The organism is Nostoc sp. (assembly GCF_036916655.1).
Taxonomy (GTDB): domain Bacteria; phylum Cyanobacteriota; class Cyanobacteriia; order Cyanobacteriales; family Nostocaceae; genus Nostoc.
Genome location: NZ_JBALFY010000004.1, coordinates 141,281 through 161,228, shown reverse-complemented (window position 1 = coordinate 161,228; position 19,948 = coordinate 141,281). Strand labels below are relative to the sequence as shown.

Here is a 19,948-nt window from a genome sequence, read left to right as displayed (position 1 = left end):
GCGTTGAAAAAATTAAGATTTTTAAACGCATAGGCGCTTCGCCTTCCCGCAGGGTAGGGGCGCGGAGTAAACGCAAAGGGGCGCAGAGGTTTGCCAAGTATATTTGGAGGTGATATTTATGCAGCACTTGCGTCAATTATTAGAGATAGAAAACTCAGAGTTAGCCCAATTACTGCGGTTTAGTTTGTATGGACTAGAGGCTACTTTGAATCAGGCTCGCGCAGAATTACCCCTAGATCCTGGATCTAAAATATGTGATGATGTGCTGCAAGAACTTCGTAACCTCTTACAACCTGAACCGCCACAGCAAAATACTGGTTGGGAAGATCCGCCAGATGAGTTAAAACTAAATCACCTCCGAGAAGCTTTTAATTCTGACTCAGAACTCAGTTATTATCTCGGTAATTCCCAACTGCAAAGCCAAACAGACTCAGATTTGTGGAATGAGATTCAACGCAAACTGCTGCGATTACCAGAGGATTTAGCTGCATCTTGGCAACAGCGTACCTTGGATTTAGCTCAAGAAGTTGGTGCGATCGCAGATAATTCTAACCTTTATCAACTTCCCTTTATCCGCAACGAAATTCTCTACCCTGGACTTAGTGGTACTGTTCAAACACAGGGGTTAAGCTTGTATCAACAAGCACTTTCCAGTTCTCAAATTATCCAAGGTAATGCATCCGATTTAGCAGCGGCATTCCTATTTTTATATATGAATTTTATTGAAATAGACCCAGATTTACATCATGCTTTAAAGAGCGTTTTTAGCTTCGATGTTATTTCCTTACACTCCAAACCAGAACAGCGCGATCAATATATCGAGGCTTTAAGCGATCGCTTTCAACGCACCCAAAAAGCAGAGAAAAACACCGATCCTCTATCAATTCTCCGTGCCTGGATTGACATGGATGAAGCAATACATTCCCTAGTATTCGTACCGCCGGCTGAACGCTATTCTTGGTGGGGAAAGCTACAACATGAATCACGGCGTATCTTAAAGAAAGTTGCTGATGAAGCTATTAATGCAGGCAATGAAGTGCGAATTCGCCAATTATCGGGACTTTATGCAGATATCTGTGCTTTATCCAAGGATGACTTACAACTAGACTGTGGTGGTATTCCTAGCGAAGTCTTAACTTGTCTTCGTGTATATGCGCGAATTAATCAAGAAGAATCCCCAGGGCGTGTAATATTTCGCTCATCACGCTAGCTGCTAGAACTTTTCTAATTCTTGAGATTATGAGGCAAGGCAGACAATTTTACTAATCCCCGCCTTGCCTCATAATCTAATGAAGCTAAAAACGTTTAAATCTAAAGGATGCCCCAGAAGTGTAAAATCCCTTGACCTGAAAACACTTCAAGTGCAACAGCAGATAAAAAGCCAATCATTGCAAAACGACCGTTCCAGTTTTCGCTCTGAGGAGTGAAGCCCCAGCGCAAAGCATTAGGATCTTCTGAAACCGAAGGCGTAGTCTTCTTAACGTCTGCCATAAATAATACTCCGAGCTTTTATGTTGTAACAGTTATAACTGCCTGTAAAGTAATGTAACAGATTTTTACGAAATTGCAACATTTAATTACCTCAAAAATGAAATTTATTTAGTTAGCTTATATTAAGTATGCGTATCGAGACGGTATGGATCAATGAGTTGTTGCATCGAGAAGCTATTAAACTTCTAATGGCGCGGCAAGACAAGACCTATTCTTTATGTGACGCTGTTAGCTTTGTGTTGATGCGTCAGCGTGGTGTAACTGAGGCACTAACCACCGATCGCCATTTTGAGCAGGAGGGCTTTCGACGTTTGTTATTACCCCAAGTGTGACGAATTTCTAATTATGATCAAAAGCCCTCTCCGATATCCTGGCGGTAAATCGAAAGCAATAAATCAAATAGTTGAATATTTACCAGAAAGCTTTTCTGAATTTCGAGAACCTTTTGTGGGTGGTGGTTCTGTATTCATTTATTTAAGACAAAAATTTCCCAATCTCAAAATTTGGATTAACGATTTAAATCGCGAACTATTCTTATTTTGGAAGTTTGCTCAGTCTGATCTAGCTCAGTTAGTTAAAGAAATTCGCCATATTAAAGTAAAGTCTAGAGATGGCAAATTACTCTTTACAGAATTGACAAGTGTAGATGTCAATAAGTTATCTGATATAGAAAGAGCTATTCGCTTTTTTGTCCTTAACAGAATTACTTTTTCTGGAACTGTAGAATCAGGTGGTTTTTCCCAAGAAGCTTTCCATAAAAGATTTACTGATTCTTCAATCGAACGACTTGAAAAGTTAGAAAATATCTTATCAAAAAACGTCCAAATTACTAACTTGGATTACAGCCACCTATTAAAATCAGAAGGAGAAGAAGTATTTTTATTTTTAGATCCACCATATTTCAGTGCTACAAAATCAAAACTATATGGTAAAGATGGTGAATTACACACTTCTTTTGAACATCAGAGATTTGCTGAACTTTTGCAAAAATGTCATCATCGCTGGCTAATTACCTACGACAACTCACAGCAAATTCGAGAAAATTTTCAATGGGCTAATATTTCCGAGTGGGAATTACAGTATGGGATGAATAATTATAAGCAGAGTGGTGCGGCTAAAGGAAAAGAGTTATTCATTACTAATTACGAAGTTAAACTTTATTTGGAAAATAAAGCACCAAATCAAAACCTTGCTAATCCAGCTTTGCAATTAAGCCTTGAGATTTAAATCTAACTTTGATAGCTTCCAATTTTCCGGTAGGATAACCCCATAGCTCTTAATATTAGCTACAACATATAAACCTTAGCTATGACAACTTCCCCAATCCCTGCTCAAGAATCCTCTGCTAGCTGGTATCTCCTGCTACAACAATTAATAGATGGACAATCATTGTCTCGTACTCAATCTGCTGAATTGATGCAAGGTTGGCTCAGTGAAGCGGTTCCCCCAGAGTTATCAGGAGCTATTTTAACAGCGCTGAACTTTAGAGGTATTTCTGCCGACGAGTTGACCGGCATGGCTGAAGTATTACAATCTCAATCAAAACTGGGGACTGGGGACTGGGGACTGGGGACTGGGAAAGAATCTAACCAATCCCCTCCCCTAATTGATACCTGTGGAACTGGTGGAGATGGGTCATCAACCTTTAATATTTCTACAGCCGTTGCATTTGTCGCCGCTGCATCTGGCGTACCTGTGGCTAAACACGGCAATCGTTCAGCTTCAAGTCTCACAGGAAGTGCAGATGTATTAGAAGCCTTGGGTGTAAACTTGAGTGCTTCTAGTGAAAAAGTGCAAGCAGCACTACAAGAAGTGGGGATCACTTTCTTGTTTGCCGCTGGTTGGCATCCAGCACTGAAGTCGGTTGCCCAATTGCGGCGGACTTTGAAAGTGCGAACAATTTTTAATTTGCTCGGGCCGTTAGTAAATCCCTTGCGTCCAACTGGACAGGTAGTAGGCTTATTCACTCCCAAACTTTTGGCAACTGTTGCCGAAGCTTTACAAAATTTGGGCAAGGAAAAGGCGATTGTGCTGCACGGGCGAGAAAAACTTGATGAGGCTGGGTTAGGAGATGAAACTGATTTGGCGGTGTTATCAGACGGAGAAGTGCAGTTAACTACTATTAATCCCCTAGATTTAGATTTAACGCCTGCTACCATAGGTATGCTTCGGGGTGGAGATGTCCAAGAGAATGCGGAGATTCTCAAGGCGGTACTCCAAGGTAAGGGAACTCAGGCGCAACAGGATGCAGTTGCCTTAAATGCTTCGTTGGCGCTGCAAGTCGCAGGTACGATCGCACTCCTAGATCACGCCCAAGGCATTAAAATCGCTAAGGATATCCTACAAAGTGGGGCTGCTTGGACGAAATTGGAGGAGTTAGTTGAGTTTCTGAGGAATTGATTTGCGATCGCAATTGTGGGCGAAACTCTATGACATTACGTTTAATGGTGACATCATAATTACCAAAAAAGTCATGTCCTAAAAGTCCAGTTTCTAGTTCCGCTCCGGCGATCGCTACTGGTACTTTATTCACTATTACCCCGCCAACTGCCATCGAATTAACATAGCCCACTGGAAATTCTACCGCTCTAGAACTCGCGGTATTTGCCTTAGCTTTCCCTACTGTGACGATTCTCAAAGCATTGGCCATCTGTTGGGTAATGACAGTACCACTCGCTCCCGTATCCACAATCATCTCAAATTGTTGCTGGCCATTGAAGGTAACTTCCACAATTGGCGTGCCACCAATTCGCCTTTTTATCGGCGCTGTAAATACTGCTTCATTTGGAATCACCACTGCTGATGAGGGCAAATTTGGCTCTGGTGATAAGGGTTTTGTTTCTATAGGAGGTAAAGTAAACTTTGGTGTGGTTTCTCTCTGGGGAACAACAACGACTATTTTCTGAGGTTCTCTAACTGCAACAGGGTGAGGATTAGCTTGCTGTTGGGCGAATTTAACTTGGCGGCGATATTCTCTGATTTTGGTTTGAGCGATCGCAAATTCTGGGCTTTGTCGCCGTACTTTTTGCATCAGCGCGATCGCCTCCTGGTACTGACTCGCCACCAACTTCCAATCATCTGGAGATTGAGCCGATTGGCTAATACTCCAAGCGCCAACAGCTTTGTCTCGCCCCATTTCAAAAAGACTTGGTTCACTTTCAGATTCAGACGGTTCTAGCGGCTGCGCTTCTGGGGTAGCTGCGGGTGTTACTGGTTCGACAGTCGGCTTTACTGATGCCAGATCCCCAACGGGTGTGGGTTGGTCATTGCCACCAGTCGCGGTGTTTTGTTTGTCTTCACTACAGGCAACACATAAAATCGCTAGAACGCTTGATACAAAAATTAGGGTTGCACGGGATAAAAAAGACTGAAGCATAATTAATTTTAACTGCCCAAGCTTTGCCAAATCCACTCCCGCTAATTTAATTCCCTTTTAATTTTAATTAACTATCTTAAAAACTCCCAATTACTCAACTTATGGGATAATTAACAATCGCAGTATTGGGAAATGGTGACTGGGGACTGGGTATTGGGTACTAGGAATTAGAGACTGGGGAAGAAGCAAGGGAGTATGGAGCAAGGGAGTAGAGTTTTCCCCGCCCTGTACCTCTCTATCCAATCCCCAATCCTCAGTACCCAATCCCCAATTCCCAATCCCCAGTACCCAATCCCCAATCCCCAATCTACTATGCCCCTGACTGACGCAGCAATCCCAGCTTTACTTGTCCTAGCAGATGGAACCACTTATCGCGGTTGGTCTTTCGGTGCGACGGGAACCGCGATCGGAGAAGTGGTATTCAACACCGGCATGACCGGTTATCAAGAAGTCCTGACTGACCCTAGTTATCGCGGTCAGATAGTTATTTTCACCTATCCTGAATTGGGGAATACTGGCGTCAATCCTGAAGATGAAGAATCAGATGGGCCTCAAGTGCGGGGTGCGATCGCTCGGAATATTTGTCAGCGTCCAAGTAACTGGCGATCGACACAATCTTTACCTGACTACCTCAAGCATAACCAAATACCGGGGATCTACGGCATCGATACCCGCGCCCTCACCCGCAAAATTCGGATGTTTGGAGCGATGAACGGTGGCATTTCTACAACCATTCTTGATGAGGCAGAATTGCTAGAGCGGGTACTAACGGCTCCCAACATGGCAGGATTGAATCTGGTTCGTGAAGTCACTACCCCAACGGCTTATGAATGGGCAGATCCGACAATTCCAGCTTGGGAATTCAACTCTGAAGCTGCCGAAAATCCTGGGGAAGCCTTTACAGTTGTTGCCCTTGACTTTGGCATAAAACGCAATATCTTGCGTCGCCTAGTAAGTTACGGTTGTAAGGTGATTGTTGTACCTGCTGATACACCACCAGAGGAAATCCTCAACTACAATCCAGATGGTGTGTTTCTTTCTAACGGCCCTGGCGATCCGGCTGCCGTCACCGAAGGGATTGCAACTGCCAAAGCACTCCTGCTAAGTCAAAAACCAATTTTTGGTATTTGTATGGGACACCAAATTTTAGGTCATGCACTAGGGGCAGAAACCTATAAACTCAAATTTGGTCATCGTGGTTTGAATCAGCCTGCCGGTTTACAACAACGGGTAGAAATTACTAGCCAAAACCATAGTTTTGCTATCGATCCAGATTCTTTACCTACGGCAGTTGTGGAAATCAGCCACCTAAACTTAAACGATCGCACCATTGCCGGAGTCCGTCACAAATCTCTACCTGTATTTTCCGTACAGTATCACCCAGAAGCCAGTCCTGGCCCACACGATGCTGATTACTTGTTTGAGCAATTTGTTCAATCCATGCGAACAGCACGTCAAACTGTGGCAGAGGTGAGGTAAAAATAGGGGAATAGGGACTAGGGAATAGGGACTAGGGACTAGGGACTGGAGACTGGGGAATAAAATTAAGAATACTATTTTCCAGTACCCAATCCCCAGTACCCAATCCCCTATTCCAACAGATTGTAGACAACTTGCTCAAAAACCATCTATACTTGAGCGTTCACTTTAACTCATGAGGAGGGAATTATTGCTGAGCCACTAAATCTAACCGTTAGCCTGAGGGGCACTCGTGAAGTCCGGGATAACTGTCAGCTATTCCGCCTCACAGGTTTGTTAGATGCTTTTTCTGAGCCGACATTTCGCAAGACACTTGGCAGCAAGATTGACGAAGGCCCTAAGCATATTATTTTGGATCTCTCACAAATTGACTTTGTAGATAGCTCTGGCTTGGGCGCTCTGGTGCAGCTAGCCAAGCAGGCTCAAACTGCTGAAGGCACTTTGCAAATTGTTACAAATGCCCGCGTAACTCAAACGGTCAAGCTTGTTCGCCTAGAGAAGTTTCTCTCCCTGCAAAAATCAGTTGAAGACGCTCTAGAAAACGTCAAGTAGTCTTGATTACTAGACTTGAGAGTTCAATTTAGCTATCTAGATTCAATATCAGATAGCTTAATTTTTAAAACTTCTGGCAAAAAACCTCTCTCCTTGTGGGCTAGGGTGTACACACAAGTTAAATTACCCCCCTAATCTCCCCGATATATTGGGGGGAAACAAGAAATCTAGTTCCCTCACGCCACATGCCTCAAGTCGGGCGTTGCCCGCCCAACGCAGTGGCTCCCCTTTATAAGGGGAGGGTTAGGGTGGGGTAAAACCTTGGGTTTTTCAGCTATTTCAGACTTGTGTACACCGTAGCTCCTTGTGGGAGAGGTACAAAGCCAGTTGAGCTACTATATTTAAAGTTAAGCAATATAAAGATATAAACACCCAGTTCTTGGGTATGTAATCGCTGGCTATAATATCTGATAAATAATCAAAGCTGAGAAATTTGTAAGAAATATCAAGCCGGCATGTTTGTCGATAAGTAGACTTGATCCTGTATAGTTAAAAATTGTCACTTACTAAGTAAGCACGACAACGCGATCGAGCCAAAGCGTAAGTTTGATGTTCAGGTTTTACCCTATCTTCGGCACAGACCACAATAAGTAGGCAAAATTTGGTTTACAGATGTTGACATCAGGGTGATTTAAAATGCCAACTCTCAATCAAAAAGATGAAATTAGGAAGTAATTTTGATAGTATTGATTATGCTAGGTATACTATCATGGCATACTTCAGAAAAATTAATCTTTGCGAAGAATGCCTGCCAAATAGAGCCAGTCAAGGAATGATTTATTTGTGAAGTCACAGGAGGAAGAGCTATTAGATGGACAAGATAAAACTCCCAAACAGGGTTTATCTTGGGATCAAGCACTCTTGGCAACCACAGCGCCATTCCAACAGATTTCCCTTTCACAAGTGCAACAAATTTCTCCTACTGCTTTAGCGTATCTAGGGGATTCAATTTATGAATTATATGTTAGAATTTTCTATCTGCTGCCATTGCAGCGGTCAGGGATTTACCATAGTCTGGTAGTGGAGCAGGTAAGAGCGGAAACACAAGCGCTACATTTGCGATCGCTGATTCCTCATCTCAGGGATACCGAGTTAGAAATTGTCCGACGGGGTAGAAACGCCGCAACAGGACGCCCTAAGCGACTTAATCCCGAAATTTATCAACAGGCTACTAGTCTAGAAACCTTAATTGGCTACTTATATCTCACCGATTATCAGCGTCTAACCGAACTATTGCAAATACTTCATATAGAAAAAGAGTGAAAACTCAATTTCACAATTGCCGTAACACTAGATTAGGTTTAAGAAATTGAGGCAATCGGAGTGATCGACCATACGCTATATCCATAACTAAAATGCAGAATCAACCAAAAAAAATCAGGACTTCTAACGAAACCGATCGTGGACAACCCGTAAAAATTAAAGGTAAACGTGTTATCACGAATCCAACTCGCAATCCCAGGAAAATCGATAGCAATCCTATCTCTGCTGCTAATCCGACTCGCAATCCCAGAAAAATCGATAGCAACCCCATCTCTGTGGCGAATCCAACTCGCAATCCCAGAAAAGTAGATGGCAACACTATCTCTGTTGTTAATCCGAATCGCAATCCCAGAAAAGTAGATAACAACCCCAGTTATGGGAACTCTCGACAACGAAATAATAACTTCTCCCAGCCATCTGCATCTACACAACCTATAGAAGAAGATAACGATCTCATCTACGGTCGTCACCCCGTATTGAGTGCATTGCAAAATCAGCGCAATCTCAATCGTCTTTGGATTACTACCCGTCTGCGCTACGATCCCAGCTTTCACCATTTTCTCTTGCAAGCGAAAGAAAATGGCACAGTTATTGATGAGGTTGAACCCAAGCGCTTAGACTATCTCACCAACGGCGCTAATCACCAAGGTGTGGCAGCACAAATCGCTCCCTACGCTTACACTGAATTGCCCGATCTAATTGAACAGTGCAAGTCTGTAACCGATGCCGTAATTGTCGTAGCTGACGGAATTACCGATCCCCACAACTTGGGAGCAATTATTCGCACTGCCGAAGCAATCGGCGCTCAAGGGTTAGTGATTCCCCAAAGAAGGGCATCTGGGATCACTTCTACTGTCATGAAAGTGGCAGCAGGCGCTTTAGAAAATTTTGCTGTAGCTAGAGTTGTTAATCTCAGCCGATCTTTAGAAGAATTAAAAGAAGCTGGCTTTTGGATTTACGGCACTGCTGCAAGTGGCAGCGAACCTGTGCATACAGTCAATTTCACTGGCCCAATCGTTTTGGTAATCGGCTCAGAAGGTGAAGGTCTGGGTATGTTAACTCAACGCTCTTGTGATTTTTTAGTATCGATTCCTCTACAGGGTAAGACACCCAGCCTGAATGCTTCTGTAGCAGCAGGTATGGCGCTTTATGAGATTTATCGCCAGCGATCGCTAAATACGCTGCACTTAGATAAATTACACAAAATCTCTTTTAAAAAATAACGTAACAGAGTATAAAGAAATGTAAAAGATAATAAAGTAGCATATCGTTTCACACCCTGTAGCACGTTTATAAATCGGCGAAAACCATGAAAACCATTTGGCATAACCTCAAGGAAGTGTTGATTAACACGTTTGAGAACCTCGGCTTGGCTTGGTGGGTAGAGATTGTGACGCAGAATCCCCGCTGCACGTACTACTTCGGCCCATTTCTGAGTTCTTCCGATGCAACATTTGCAAGCAAAGGATACATAGAAGATTTGGAGCTTGAAGGAGCTACGGGAATTGTTGTGAGTGTCAAGCGTTGCAAACCTAAGACCTTAACGATTGCTGACGACTTGGGGGAAAGATTTGACCGCAAAGTACAGCCTGCCTTTGGCGGTCAAATTTAAGTTAGGCCAGAGAATGAAAAGGATGCTCTGATGCAAAGACGTAAAGACACAGAAAATCCTTTTACCGGGGATTATTGCGCCTTTTTCATTCATTGCGTCACCACATCTTTCCTTTTCTTCTTCGTCAATAGTCAAAATTTTTTTAAATATTTTTTTTAATATTAAATATTTAGACTATTGACTACCAATTACCTGCGGATGAACTTCGAGCCAATGGTCAATATCATTTAGCACCTGCTGGGGAACCTCCCACGGAAAAAGATGGGCGGTGTTGGGATAGCACTGCCACTGAGAATTGTTGAGATGTTGAGCAGTTTGTAAGCTGGAATCAGATGTGATGTGGCGGTCTTGTTCACCAGCAAGTACTAAACTGGGACATTGTATTTGTTGCAAATCTAGCACCCGATCGTATCCTGATTGAATTGCACTATAGAGAGCGCGAGTCGCAGCAGGAGAAGTTTGCAAATAAGCTGGTACTGCTTCCTTGGCGATGTAATTGTAACTGGTAGATGTATGTTGTTGGATTAAGTAGCGGAAAAGCGATCGCTTACCAAAAGTTTCAATATTCCATTGCCAACTCGGTTTTATATAGTTCAATAGCGCCGCAATGCCAGTATATAAATTATCCTGCCAAGTTATAGGAGGATGACTGCCACGGGGTTTTGCAGCTGTCGCCACCAAAATCAGCCCAGTAACGCGCTCTGGCAAACGTAATGCCAACTCCATTGCCAGAATACCCCCAAGTGACCATCCCAATACTAGGCATTTTTCAATCTCTAATCGGTCTAGCAGCGCTTCTAGATCGGTCAAATGGTCATTCATCTCAAAATTGCCATTGTAGCGACTTTTGCCATATCCACGTAAATCAGGGGCAAAAGTTTTGTAGCGTTTTGATAAATGGTTAGTAAAGACAGAAAGACTACGACCAGTACCAGGATGACCATGTAAGCCTAAAATCGGGAATCCTTGACCTTGAGTGTAAACATTGAGACGTGCAGCAGTTGTGGTGTAGCGATCGCTCATTACTTGCTGTTCTCCTTTAGGATTGCTTCAGTCCGGTTGAGCCTTTGTGTCATAGTCGTTCCATCTTAATTTTTCTAATTGTGTCATAAGGCTAACAGCAAAGCGTTTCAGTGTTCAGTTAGACTTCAAGTCGCTACAGGTAATGCACTGAGGTTACTACCTGGCACTTTGCTACTATAAGATTTACAAATACTAGAGCTTATACCTACGCAATCCAGATAGTGATAATCTTATTTCTGGTAACTAACCAATTTTGCAAGGTAAGGAAATAAGCAATCATGAAAAATTTAATTGCGATCAAAAAGATCGTAGCTGTGACTGCTCTTGTTTTAGCTTTGGTGTTCTCCTTTACTAGTGTTCCAGCTTATGCCTTCGTACAAGCTGACTTGGACGCACTGACAAGTACAGGAAATGCTCCAAACGCCGATCTATCCGATGCCGACTTACATGAAGCCAAACTGTCAGGAGCTAAATTGTATGGAGCTAACCTGTCAGGAGCAAAACTATACAAAGCCGACTTATCGGGAGCTAGCCTGTCAGGAGCAAACTTGTCGGGAGCTAGTTTGTCAGGAGCTAATCTGTCGGGAGCCTACTTACAGAAAGCTGACCTATCAGGAGCCTTTCTCCAAAAAGCCAACTTGGAGGGAGCTACTCTTTATGGAGCCGATTTAGGAGACGCTACTCTGTATGGAGCTAACCTGAAAGCAGCTAAACTGAAGGGTTCTAATCTAGAGGGTGCTAAGTTGAAGGGCGCCAATATAGAAGAAGCTATCAAGTAATTACATCTTACTTGTAGATAGTTTAAACTAAGTACGGTTTTGCATAAGTTTGTAGATAATTTACATAGAATTATGTAATTACTCTGAATTCATGCAAAACTGTGCGCTAGAAAATTTGGTTAGATATAGCTGTTTCGCTGACAAAGTTACTTTCACATTTGCCCACAAAATATTGAAAGTTGAGCCAACTAGATGCTGTATCAAAAACTACTACTTCCGACTGCATCGATCGCAGCTTCGAGTGCGATCGCCACGTGAGTCCAATGAGTTCCTCCCTGGCAATAAACTACATAGGGTTCACGCAAAGGCCCATCTGCTGATAATTCCAAAGTACTCCCTTCAATAAACGTCCCCCCAGCCATCACCACCTGGCTCTCATACCCCGGCATATCATCTGGAACAGGGTCTAAGTAGGAACCAATGGGAGAATGTTGCTGTATCGCTTTACAGAAAGCAATTAGCTTTTCGGCAGAACCCAGTTTAATTGCCTGAATTACATCCCCACGGGGAGCAAGAGGTGCGGGATTTACTGGATAACCGAGTTTATCAAATACATAACCAGTAAGATAAGTCCCTTTCATCGCCTCTCCTACCATTTGCGGCGCGAGAAATAAGCCTTGGAACAGCAGGCGATTTTGGTCAAAAGTAGCACCGCCATAACTACCGATACCGGGAGCAGTGAGGCGACAAGCGGATGCTTCCACTAAGTCAGCGCGACCAGCAACATAACCCCCAGCGCTGACAATAGTGCCACCAGGATTTTTAATCAATGACCCCGCCATTAAATCAGCACCTACGACCGTCGGTTCCTTAGTTTCAATAAATTCGCCATAGCAGTTATCTACAAAGCAAACGGTGTTCGGGTTTTGCTCTTTGACTAAGTGGACGATTTTTTCAATATCGGCAATTGATAAACTAGGACGCCAAGAATAGCCACAAGAACGCTGAATTAAGACTAAACGAGTGTTTTCAGCCACGCTAGTTCTTATTGCTTGCCAATCTATAGTTCCTGCGGGGGTTAGCTCCAATTGGCGGTAATTTATGCCAAACTCGATAAGGGAACCTTGACCTTGACCCCGTAAACCAATGACTTCTTCAAGCGTATCGTAAGGAGAACCGACCACTGCCAACATTTCATCCCCAGGACGGAGGACACCAAACAAAGCACAAGCGATCGCATGAGTTCCCGAAACAAACTGCACTCGCACCGCCGCAGCTTCAGCACCCATAACTTCGGCAAAAACTTTATCCAAAGTTTCTCGTCCTAAATCATCATGACCATAGCCACTTACACCAGCAAAGTGGTGTGCGCCGACACGGTGATTACGAAAAGCATCTAGCACTCGTTTTAGATTATGCTTGACCTGAGTGTCAATTCCAGAAAAAATTTCTAATAGTGCCTGTTCTGCTTGCCGCAGCTGTTCTAAGCTGTTCATCAGTTCCTCGTTCAAAAAAATTAAGATTATAAATATGCGGATTTTAAGATCCCGCAGACTAGGCTGGAAAATTCAAATTCAGGTTACTGCATGACAATTGCTACTTCAACCAAACCTCAAGTTAACTGGGTTAATACCCTGTTTTTCATTGGACTGCACATTGGCGCTTTATTTGCCTTTGTTCCGGGTAACTTTAACTGGACGGCAGTTGGTGTAGGTTTCTTGCTGTACTGGGTAACAGGTGGCTTAGGAGTTACTCTAGGATTTCACCGCCTTGTCACCCACCGCAGTTTTCAAACTCCCAAGTGGCTAGAATATCTCTTGGTTTTCTTCGGCACACTTTCATGTCAAGGAGGCCCAATTGAGTGGGTCGGGACACATCGTATCCATCATTTACACTCTGATACTGATGCCGATCCCCATGATTCTAATAAAGGCTTCTGGTGGAGCCACATGGATTGGCTGATTCACTATTGTCCCGCTCACGCTGATGTTCCTCGATTCACCAAAGACATTGCCGAAGACCCAGTTTATCAGTTTTTAGAAAAATATTTCATTTTGATCCAGGTTGCTCTGGGTGTAGTGCTTTTGCTTCTGGGTGGCTGGCCCTTTGTGATTTGGGGAATTTTTGTTCGCATTGTTTGGGTTTACCACTGCACTTGGTTGGTAAACAGCGCTACTCATAAATTTGGCTATCAGAGCTATGATTCTGGCGATCGCTCGACTAATTGCTGGTGGGTAGCTGTACTAGTTTTCGGTGAAGGCTGGCATAATAACCATCATGCCTTTCAATACTCAGCTCGTCATGGGCTGGAATGGTGGGAAATCGATTTGACCTGGATGACAGTTCAATTGCTACAAGCAGTTGGTCTGGCTACTAATGTGAAGTTGGCCCCAACAAAAGTTAGTTAGGAGTTAGGAGTTAGGAGTTAGGAGTTAAGAGTTAAGAGTTACGTTCAATGGGAATCAGGCGTTGGAATTTTTATTTTGCCGTCGATTTTTCTTAAACCATGATTTTTGGCAGACCCAGAAATCCCTGTGGGACAAGGAGCGTTTCTAATTCACATCAGGCGTGAGTTAAGAATCTAAACTCCTAACTCCTCACTCATAACTCATAACTTTTTACTCCTAACTTTTCAAAAAGCTATTTACGGGTGCGCTTGTGTCTGTTAGGTTGCTATAATCCGAAGCGCTAATGTGAAGAGTTTTTGCGGCAAGTTACTTTTTGGTGACTTGGTGGAGGAGTTTGTTGTTTTTCAGGTGTCCATGACTACATCAATAATTAACAGCCAGAAACTAAGTGACGAGCCTGGTAATTCCGACTTTAGGCTCAAAGATATTGTCAAAACCCTGCCACGGGAATGTTTTCAGCAGAACCGTCGTAAAGCTTGGACACAAGTACTGGTGAGTGTCTTAGCAGTCGCCTTGGGCTATTACAGCCTAGTCATCACTCCTTGGTTTCTCTTGCCCCTTGCTTGGATTTTTACGGGCACTGCTTTAACAGGTTTTTTTGTAATTGGCCATGATTGTGGTCACAGGTCTTTTGCCAAACGTCGTTGGGTAAATGATTTGGTAGGGCATTTCTTTATGATGCCGTTAATTTACCCCTTTCATAGTTGGCGCATTAAGCATAATTATCACCATACTCATACCAACAAGCTGGATGAGGATAACGCTTGGCATCCAATTAGACCAGAAGTATTTGAAAATTGGGATAAAACCCGACAGTCTGCTTTTGAACTGTTCATGCGTAAACGCTTCTGGTGGGTAGGTTCCATTGGACATTGGGCTGTGGTGCATTTTGATTGGCGGAACTTCAAAACTAAAGACCAATCAAGTATCAAGCTTTCTGTGGCTGTAGTAGTGGTGTTTGCTGCGATCGCTTTCCCGCTTCTTATCGCCACAACTGGTATCTGGGGATTTGTCAAATTTTGGCTAGTACCCTGGATGATTTACCATTTTTGGATGAGTACTTTTACTATTGTTCACCACACTGCCGCAGATGTTCCTTTTGCGACAGCGAACAAGTGGAACGAAGCTCTAGCACAGCTATCTGGAACTATTCATTGTGATTATCCACGTTGGGTAGAAGTCTTGTGCCACGATATCAATGTTCATGTCCCTCATCATATTTCCACTGCGATTCCTTCTTATAATTTGCGGCTAGCTTACAGCAGCATCAAAGAAAATTGGGAGCCTTATCTACATGATGAGTGTCAGTTTTCTTGGCCTTTAATGAAGCAGATTACAGACCAATGTCAACTATACACAACTGATGTTGGCTATAAAACTTTCGACGAACATTATACAGAGCAATAAATAGCACTGTGACTACACTCACGCTCTTGAACCAACGAGAGCGTTTATCATGCTGTGTTTAAATAGAATTTGGCGACTTTTTACTAACTAAAAATTGTTAGCTAAATTGCCAAAAATTATCTTCTTTGGTGTTAGCGATCGCTAGTTTCGTGGGCATCCTAGAGGTGAGATGATTTTGTCTCAAATAAAGTTCCGATTTATATCCAACAAAAGAATCCAGTGCAATCAAATATCATTACGTTCAACAATCCTCCTGGTGGTAGAACATCTGAGGATGCGACAAAATTGCCTTTTACTCTTCAAGATTTAAAAGCTGCAATCCCTGCTGAATGTTTTCAGCCAAATGTGACAAAATCACTTTTTTACTTCTTTCGTGACATCTTGATTATTGCTCTGCTTTATGCAGTTGCTTATTACCTGGATTCTTGGCTTTTCTTTCCGATTTTCTGGCTAATGCAAGGAACGATGTTTTGGGCTTTGTTTGTAGTCGGACATGACTGCGGACACCAATCTTTTTCTAAGCACAAATGGCTCAATGATTTTATTGGACATCTTTCTCACACACCAATACTTGTTCCTTATCATGGTTGGCGGATCAGCCATAGAACTCATCACAAAAATACTGGCAATATCGATAACGATGAAAGCTGGTATCCTGTGACAGAATCACAATACAAGGAAATGCCTTTAGCTCAAAAAATAGGCAGATATTACGTTTTTCTATTGGCTTATCCTGTGTATTTGTTTAAGCGTTCTCCTAATAAGGAAGGCTCCCACTTTTTGCCCAGCAGTTCGCTTTTCAAGTCATCAGAAAAATGGGATGTCATCACTAGCACTGTACTTTTGATTGGCATGGTAGGTTTGCTAGGTTTCCTCACCTACCAATGGGGTTGGATGTGGTTGCTGAAATATTATGCTGTACCCTACCTTGTGTTCATAGTTTGGCTAGACTTGGTGACATTCTTGCACCACACTGAGCCAGATATTCCCTGGTATCGTGGAGAAGATTGGACTTTTTTAAAAGGCGCAATTTCTAGTATTGACCGTGATTATGGTTTGGTTAATCATATCCATCACGATATTGGTACTCATGTTGCTCACCACATATTCCTTAACATCCCTCACTACAATTTGTTGAAGGCAACTGAAGCAATAAAACCAGTAATGGGTGAGTATTTCCACAAATCAGAAGAACCAATTTGGAAGTCATTATGGCATTCATGTATCAGTTGTCATTTTGTACCTGATACTGGTAGTAAAGTTTACTACACATCTAATAACAAGTTAGCTAAAGGCTAAGGCTCAGATTGCCGACTTATTGAAAAAAGTCGGCAATCTAGTATTTTCGTCAGTGCTGATTAAATTAAAGATTACTTAAATACCTTAGTACAACCTACGTTTTTAGGTGTGATAGCACATCACATTAAATTATTAGTACTTCTAACTCTGTCAGTATTTGATCTTCCTTCGCTTGCGGTAAATCTCAACTTCCTGACTGTCAGGTTATTAAAATACAGAAGTAAAATAAAATAGATAGATAGATGACGTTTGCGGATTCTTGCCCCTATCCTGACAATAGGATTTATTTTTTCCAGACTCTTGCTGTCTTGGTGGGTAAAGATTAACATATCTGTGGATAGAGGCGCAATATCTCGTTAAACCAACCCTGGGAAAAATTACAACCTTTTGGGCTGTCTACTTTGAACGAAGCTTGAGCGCCAGTTAACTTTATCTGTAGGTAGTGACTCAAGACCATTACCTGCTAGGTTCAGAAATCAGCACAGACTATACTATAGACAATTTACTCAAAACTTTTTCCTAGTTTAAAATCAGAGGTATCAATGATTATAACTAATTTTAGCAAACAAAAAAGTGAATTTAAAGAACCTAAAATACTTAAAGCGAAACCCCATTGGCAAGGGCAAAATTTGAGTGATACTGCTGTCAAAGGTAAAGATATCAAAAAGATACAAGATACTGCACCTGATGGTTCTATTTTCAATAGCTTGAATCGTGGTCGAGTTGCTATTTTTATTGATGGCTTAAACCTATTTCATACAGCTTTACAACTGGGTATAGAAATTGACTATGTTAAATTACTTTGTCATTTAACCAACGGTTCAAGACTGTTGCGTGCTTTCTTCTATACTGGGGTTGATCTCAGTAATGAAAAGCAACAGGGTTTTTTATTGTGGATGCGTCGTAATGGCTATCGTGTAGTGGCAAAAGAGCTTGTTTTAGCAGCAGAGAATTTCAAAAAATCAAATTTGAACGTAGAAATTGCTGTAGATATGATCACTTTAGCCCCTTATTATGACACAGCTGTTTTAGTTAGTGGGGATGGAGATTTAGCTTATGCAGTGAACGCTGTAAGCAGAATGGGGGTTCGGGTAGAAGTGGTCAGTCTCCAAACAACGACCAGTGAAAGCTTGATTGATGTTGCTGACTGCTTCATTGACCTCGATAGCATTAAAACACACATTCAAAAAGATTCTAATCTTGGCTATAGTTATCGCACGCCGTCAAATTCAAACCTTTAAAACCCGATTTCAAATCTATCGAAATCTCTACTCAGCTATTGCAAACTTGTAGAAGTTTATCAGATTGGGTGGGGTTTAAATCCCCATCCAGAATCTCTTATTCCCTAGTCCCCAATCCCCAGTTCAATTTTGCTTGACTCTATAAATGGATATTTTAATAGTTGAAGATGAACCAGAAATTGCTCATTTAATCGAAATCTCTTTAGAAAAAGAAGGTTTTTTTTGTCGCACTAGCCGCGATGGCATGAATGCTCTGCGGATGTTTCAGGAGCAACCACCAGATTTAATCATTCTAGATTTAATGATTCCTGGTTTGGATGGGTTAGAAGTTTGTGCCCGAATTCGCCAGAAACCAGGTGCAAAAGATCCTTACATTTTGATGCTCACCGCTAAGGGTGAGGAAATCGATCGCGTCATTGGTCTATCTACTGGTGCTGATGATTATATGGTCAAACCCTTTAGCCCCAGAGAGTTGGTAGCTAGGGTGCGGGCACTATTACGGCGTAGCCTCCGCCAAGGGGGACAACATCAAGTTAATCGTACCCAACACTTTATCGTCGATGTAGATCAGCGCACTGCCAATCGCCAAATGAATTCCAAAGAAGTTGAAATTTTGGACTTAACTACCCTAGAATTTAACTTGCTTACCACCTTTGTCAGCAATCCTGGTCGAGTTTGGAACCGCACTCAACTAATTGATAAACTTTGGGGAGATAACTTTTTTGGCGATGAACGAGTGGTGGATACTCATGTAGCTCGGTTGCGAAAAAAGATTGAACCCGATCCGGCAAATCCTACTTTTATTAAAACTGTTGTTGGGGTGGGCTATAAATTTGAAGATCCTCTGGTAGCGTAAATGTTATGAAGATGGGTCTGAGAACGCGCCTATTTTTCTCCCACTTAGTAGTGATGATCGTGGGGGTAGCTAGTCTGGTGAGTATCAGCAAAATCTCTTCCCCACGTTTGTTTGTACTGCATTTGGAAGGATTAGAAAATCAGGGGTTTGACTTAATCGATGTCCGTGCTGAATTGGTTACAGGATTTGAACTTGCTTGGCAACGAAGCACTATTTGGTCAGTCTTAGTCGGCACTACCGCCGCCGGAGGATTGAGTTACTGGGTGTCCAGACGGATTACGCAGCGGTTAACCGAGATGGAACAAATCACCCAAAAGTTTGCTGCTGGTCAGATGGATGCACGACTACCTGTGTCTGATATTCCAGAACTCAGTGGGCTAAGTGCTAGTTTCAACCGAATGGCAGCCAGTTTAGAAGGGGTAGAAGCGCGGCGGCGAGAAGTAATTGGAGATATGACCCATGAACTACGAACACCGTTAACAGTGGTGCGCGGTTACTTGGAAGAACTGGCTGATGGAGAAATTGAAGCATCTCCTGAAATCTATCGGCGTTTAGCTAAAGAAACTAAGCGTTTAGAGCGATTGGTGAACGATTTACAAGAACTATCTAAGGCAGAAGCCGGTTATCTACCAATTAATATCCAACGGGTAAATCTGCGTCCGTTGTTAGAGTCATTAATGGAGAAATTTACCGACCAACTATTAGAAGATGGGCCAGTTCTGATTTTAAAGTGTCCATCTGTAATACCTCCTGTATTGGCAGATATTGATCGGACAGAACAGGTGTTAGTAAATTTGCTAGGTAATGCAGTATATTACACTAACGAAGGTTCAATTACCATTGATGTTGGGACTGAAGCATCTCAACTCTGGATTGCGGTGATAGATACAGGCATTGGTATCGCTCCAGAAAATCTGCCCCATGTGTTTGAGCGCTTCTGGCGAGCCGACCAATCGCGCGATCGCCATTCGGGAGGTACTGGTATCGGTTTAACTATTTCCCACCGCTTAATTGAACTACAAGGCGGTAAGATTCAGGTAGAAAGCGAATTAGGAGTTGGGAGTACGTTTCGGTTTTTTCTGCCTTTGGCTTGAGTTGAGCTAAAAAATTTTGAGTCTGAGGGATTGACACAAGGTAGTCATGGCTGTGTCATACCCAATTGTTAATTTGAAAGTATCCCACATTTTTGTTTGTTGATGGACACCAAAATTTGGGAATTGCA

20 protein-coding genes are annotated in these 19,948 nt (G+C 42.6%); 16 read left to right on the top strand and 4 right to left on the bottom strand.

All coding sequences use genetic code 11. From position 1 onward, the window contains the following. The first annotated feature begins 118 nt into the window (after positions 1-118). Complete coding sequence (locus V7L31_RS01190; protein WP_334694560.1) at positions 119-1,210, top strand: hypothetical protein; 1,092 nt, start codon at positions 119-121, stop codon at positions 1,208-1,210. Between the two features lie 101 nt (positions 1,211-1,311). Here the strand turns inward: V7L31_RS01190 and V7L31_RS01185 are convergent, their stop codons facing one another. Continuing rightward, entirely contained in the window at positions 1,312-1,491 is a 180-nt protein-coding gene (locus V7L31_RS01185; protein WP_069071239.1) for a high light inducible protein, read from the bottom strand. A gap of 128 nt (positions 1,492-1,619) precedes the next feature. Between V7L31_RS01185 and V7L31_RS01180 the strand changes: the two genes are divergently transcribed. From V7L31_RS01180 to trpD, 3 genes are all read left to right on the top strand, one after another. Next, positions 1,620-1,823 carry a type II toxin-antitoxin system VapC family toxin gene (locus V7L31_RS01180; protein ID WP_334694559.1) on the top strand — a complete coding sequence of 68 codons (204 nt, stop codon included), beginning with the start codon at positions 1,620-1,622 and terminating at the stop codon, positions 1,821-1,823. Between the two features lie 13 nt (positions 1,824-1,836). Continuing rightward, positions 1,837-2,718 carry a DNA adenine methylase gene (locus V7L31_RS01175; RefSeq protein ID WP_334694558.1) on the top strand — a complete coding sequence of 294 codons (882 nt, stop codon included), beginning with the start codon at positions 1,837-1,839 and terminating at the stop codon, positions 2,716-2,718. A gap of 81 nt (positions 2,719-2,799) precedes the next feature. Next, positions 2,800-3,891 carry an anthranilate phosphoribosyltransferase gene (gene trpD / locus V7L31_RS01170; protein WP_334694557.1) on the top strand — a complete coding sequence of 364 codons (1,092 nt, stop codon included), beginning with the start codon at positions 2,800-2,802 and terminating at the stop codon, positions 3,889-3,891. Here trpD and V7L31_RS01165 read toward each other — a convergent pair. After that, a complete protein-coding gene (locus tag V7L31_RS01165) occupies positions 3,821-4,867 on the bottom strand; it encodes a retropepsin-like aspartic protease family protein (RefSeq protein ID WP_334694556.1) in 1,047 nt (348 codons plus the stop codon). The genes trpD and V7L31_RS01165 overlap by 71 nt on opposite strands. A gap of 312 nt (positions 4,868-5,179) precedes the next feature. Here V7L31_RS01165 and carA point away from each other — a divergent pair, with 312 nt between their 5' ends. The 5 genes from carA to V7L31_RS01140 all read left to right on the top strand — a co-directional run bounded on the left by carA (position 5,180) and on the right by V7L31_RS01140 (position 9,773). Next, positions 5,180-6,346 (top strand): glutamine-hydrolyzing carbamoyl-phosphate synthase small subunit, encoded by a 1,167-nt coding sequence (carA, locus tag V7L31_RS01160; RefSeq protein ID WP_334694575.1) that lies wholly within the window; start codon positions 5,180-5,182, stop codon positions 6,344-6,346. A gap of 186 nt (positions 6,347-6,532) precedes the next feature. Next, complete coding sequence (locus tag V7L31_RS01155; protein ID WP_179069247.1) at positions 6,533-6,898, top strand: STAS domain-containing protein; 366 nt, start codon at positions 6,533-6,535, stop codon at positions 6,896-6,898. A gap of 783 nt (positions 6,899-7,681) precedes the next feature. Beyond that, positions 7,682-8,161 carry a Mini-ribonuclease 3 gene (locus V7L31_RS01150; protein WP_334694555.1) on the top strand — a complete coding sequence of 160 codons (480 nt, stop codon included), beginning with the start codon at positions 7,682-7,684 and terminating at the stop codon, positions 8,159-8,161. Between the two features lie 92 nt (positions 8,162-8,253). After that, positions 8,254-9,384: a 23S rRNA (guanosine(2251)-2'-O)-methyltransferase RlmB gene (gene rlmB, locus V7L31_RS01145; RefSeq protein ID WP_334694554.1), complete on the top strand. Its 1,131-nt coding sequence runs from the start codon at positions 8,254-8,256 to the stop codon at positions 9,382-9,384. An 86-nt stretch (positions 9,385-9,470) separates the two neighbouring features. Continuing rightward, positions 9,471-9,773, top strand: coding sequence for a DUF1816 domain-containing protein (locus V7L31_RS01140; RefSeq protein ID WP_334694553.1), 303 nt, complete (start codon positions 9,471-9,473; stop codon positions 9,771-9,773). A gap of 174 nt (positions 9,774-9,947) precedes the next feature. Here the strand turns inward: V7L31_RS01140 and V7L31_RS01135 are convergent, their stop codons facing one another. Beyond that, the gene (locus V7L31_RS01135) at positions 9,948-10,796 is read right to left on the bottom strand and encodes an alpha/beta fold hydrolase (RefSeq protein WP_334694552.1); all 849 of its coding nucleotides are present in this window, start codon (positions 10,794-10,796) and stop codon (positions 9,948-9,950) included. Between the two features lie 278 nt (positions 10,797-11,074). Between V7L31_RS01135 and V7L31_RS01130 the strand changes: the two genes are divergently transcribed. Further along, positions 11,075-11,575: a pentapeptide repeat-containing protein gene (locus tag V7L31_RS01130; RefSeq protein WP_334694551.1), complete on the top strand. Its 501-nt coding sequence runs from the start codon at positions 11,075-11,077 to the stop codon at positions 11,573-11,575. A gap of 200 nt (positions 11,576-11,775) precedes the next feature. Here the strand turns inward: V7L31_RS01130 and V7L31_RS01125 are convergent, their stop codons facing one another. Beyond that, on the bottom strand, positions 11,776-13,011 hold the full coding sequence (locus V7L31_RS01125) for a methionine gamma-lyase family protein (RefSeq protein ID WP_334694550.1): 1,236 nt from the start codon (positions 13,009-13,011) through the stop codon (positions 11,776-11,778). Positions 13,012-13,101: 90 nt separating this feature from the next. On the opposite strand from V7L31_RS01125, the gene V7L31_RS01120 reads away from it, so the two are divergent. From V7L31_RS01120 to V7L31_RS01095, 6 genes are all read left to right on the top strand, one after another. Further along, the gene (locus tag V7L31_RS01120; RefSeq protein ID WP_334694549.1) at positions 13,102-13,923 is read left to right on the top strand and encodes an acyl-CoA desaturase; all 822 of its coding nucleotides are present in this window, start codon (positions 13,102-13,104) and stop codon (positions 13,921-13,923) included. Between the two features lie 354 nt (positions 13,924-14,277). Next, positions 14,278-15,330: a fatty acid desaturase gene (locus V7L31_RS01115; RefSeq protein ID WP_334694548.1), complete on the top strand. Its 1,053-nt coding sequence runs from the start codon at positions 14,278-14,280 to the stop codon at positions 15,328-15,330. A gap of 219 nt (positions 15,331-15,549) precedes the next feature. Next, a complete protein-coding gene (locus tag V7L31_RS01110) occupies positions 15,550-16,629 on the top strand; it encodes a fatty acid desaturase (RefSeq protein ID WP_334694547.1) in 1,080 nt (359 codons plus the stop codon). A gap of 542 nt (positions 16,630-17,171) precedes the next feature. After that, the gene (locus V7L31_RS01105) at positions 17,172-17,870 is read left to right on the top strand and encodes a LabA-like NYN domain-containing protein (RefSeq protein ID WP_334694546.1); all 699 of its coding nucleotides are present in this window, start codon (positions 17,172-17,174) and stop codon (positions 17,868-17,870) included. 145 nt (positions 17,871-18,015) lie between these two features. Next, positions 18,016-18,726 (top strand): response regulator transcription factor, encoded by a 711-nt coding sequence (locus tag V7L31_RS01100; protein ID WP_292854001.1) that lies wholly within the window; start codon positions 18,016-18,018, stop codon positions 18,724-18,726. Between the two features lie 5 nt (positions 18,727-18,731). Continuing rightward, complete coding sequence (locus V7L31_RS01095) at positions 18,732-19,820, top strand: sensor histidine kinase (protein ID WP_334694545.1); 1,089 nt, start codon at positions 18,732-18,734, stop codon at positions 19,818-19,820. Positions 19,821-19,948: the final 128 nt, after the last annotated feature.

Excerpts from the sequence above, each read along its gene's own strand:
- V7L31_RS01190 (WP_334694560.1), top strand. The coding sequence starts at position 119 with ATGCAGCACTTGCGTCAATTATTAGAGATAGAAAACTCAGAGTTAGCC.
- V7L31_RS01185 (WP_069071239.1), bottom strand. The coding sequence starts at position 1,491 with ATGGCAGACGTTAAGAAGACTACGCCTTCGGTTTCAGAAGATCCTAAT.
- V7L31_RS01180 (WP_334694559.1), top strand. The coding sequence starts at position 1,620 with ATGCGTATCGAGACGGTATGGATCAATGAGTTGTTGCATCGAGAAGCT.
- V7L31_RS01175 (WP_334694558.1), top strand. The coding sequence starts at position 1,837 with ATGATCAAAAGCCCTCTCCGATATCCTGGCGGTAAATCGAAAGCAATA.
- trpD (WP_334694557.1), top strand. The coding sequence starts at position 2,800 with ATGACAACTTCCCCAATCCCTGCTCAAGAATCCTCTGCTAGCTGGTAT.
- V7L31_RS01165 (WP_334694556.1), bottom strand. The coding sequence starts at position 4,867 with ATGCTTCAGTCTTTTTTATCCCGTGCAACCCTAATTTTTGTATCAAGC.
- carA (WP_334694575.1), top strand. The coding sequence starts at position 5,180 with ATGCCCCTGACTGACGCAGCAATCCCAGCTTTACTTGTCCTAGCAGAT.
- rlmB (WP_334694554.1), top strand. The coding sequence starts at position 8,254 with ATGCAGAATCAACCAAAAAAAATCAGGACTTCTAACGAAACCGATCGT.
- V7L31_RS01140 (WP_334694553.1), top strand. The coding sequence starts at position 9,471 with ATGAAAACCATTTGGCATAACCTCAAGGAAGTGTTGATTAACACGTTT.
- V7L31_RS01135 (WP_334694552.1), bottom strand. The coding sequence starts at position 10,796 with ATGAGCGATCGCTACACCACAACTGCTGCACGTCTCAATGTTTACACT.
- V7L31_RS01130 (WP_334694551.1), top strand. The coding sequence starts at position 11,075 with ATGAAAAATTTAATTGCGATCAAAAAGATCGTAGCTGTGACTGCTCTT.
- V7L31_RS01125 (WP_334694550.1), bottom strand. The coding sequence starts at position 13,011 with ATGAACAGCTTAGAACAGCTGCGGCAAGCAGAACAGGCACTATTAGAA.
- V7L31_RS01120 (WP_334694549.1), top strand. The coding sequence starts at position 13,102 with ATGACAATTGCTACTTCAACCAAACCTCAAGTTAACTGGGTTAATACC.
- V7L31_RS01115 (WP_334694548.1), top strand. The coding sequence starts at position 14,278 with ATGACTACATCAATAATTAACAGCCAGAAACTAAGTGACGAGCCTGGT.
- V7L31_RS01105 (WP_334694546.1), top strand. The coding sequence starts at position 17,172 with ATGATTATAACTAATTTTAGCAAACAAAAAAGTGAATTTAAAGAACCT.
- V7L31_RS01100 (WP_292854001.1), top strand. The coding sequence starts at position 18,016 with ATGGATATTTTAATAGTTGAAGATGAACCAGAAATTGCTCATTTAATC.
- V7L31_RS01095 (WP_334694545.1), top strand. The coding sequence starts at position 18,732 with ATGAAGATGGGTCTGAGAACGCGCCTATTTTTCTCCCACTTAGTAGTG.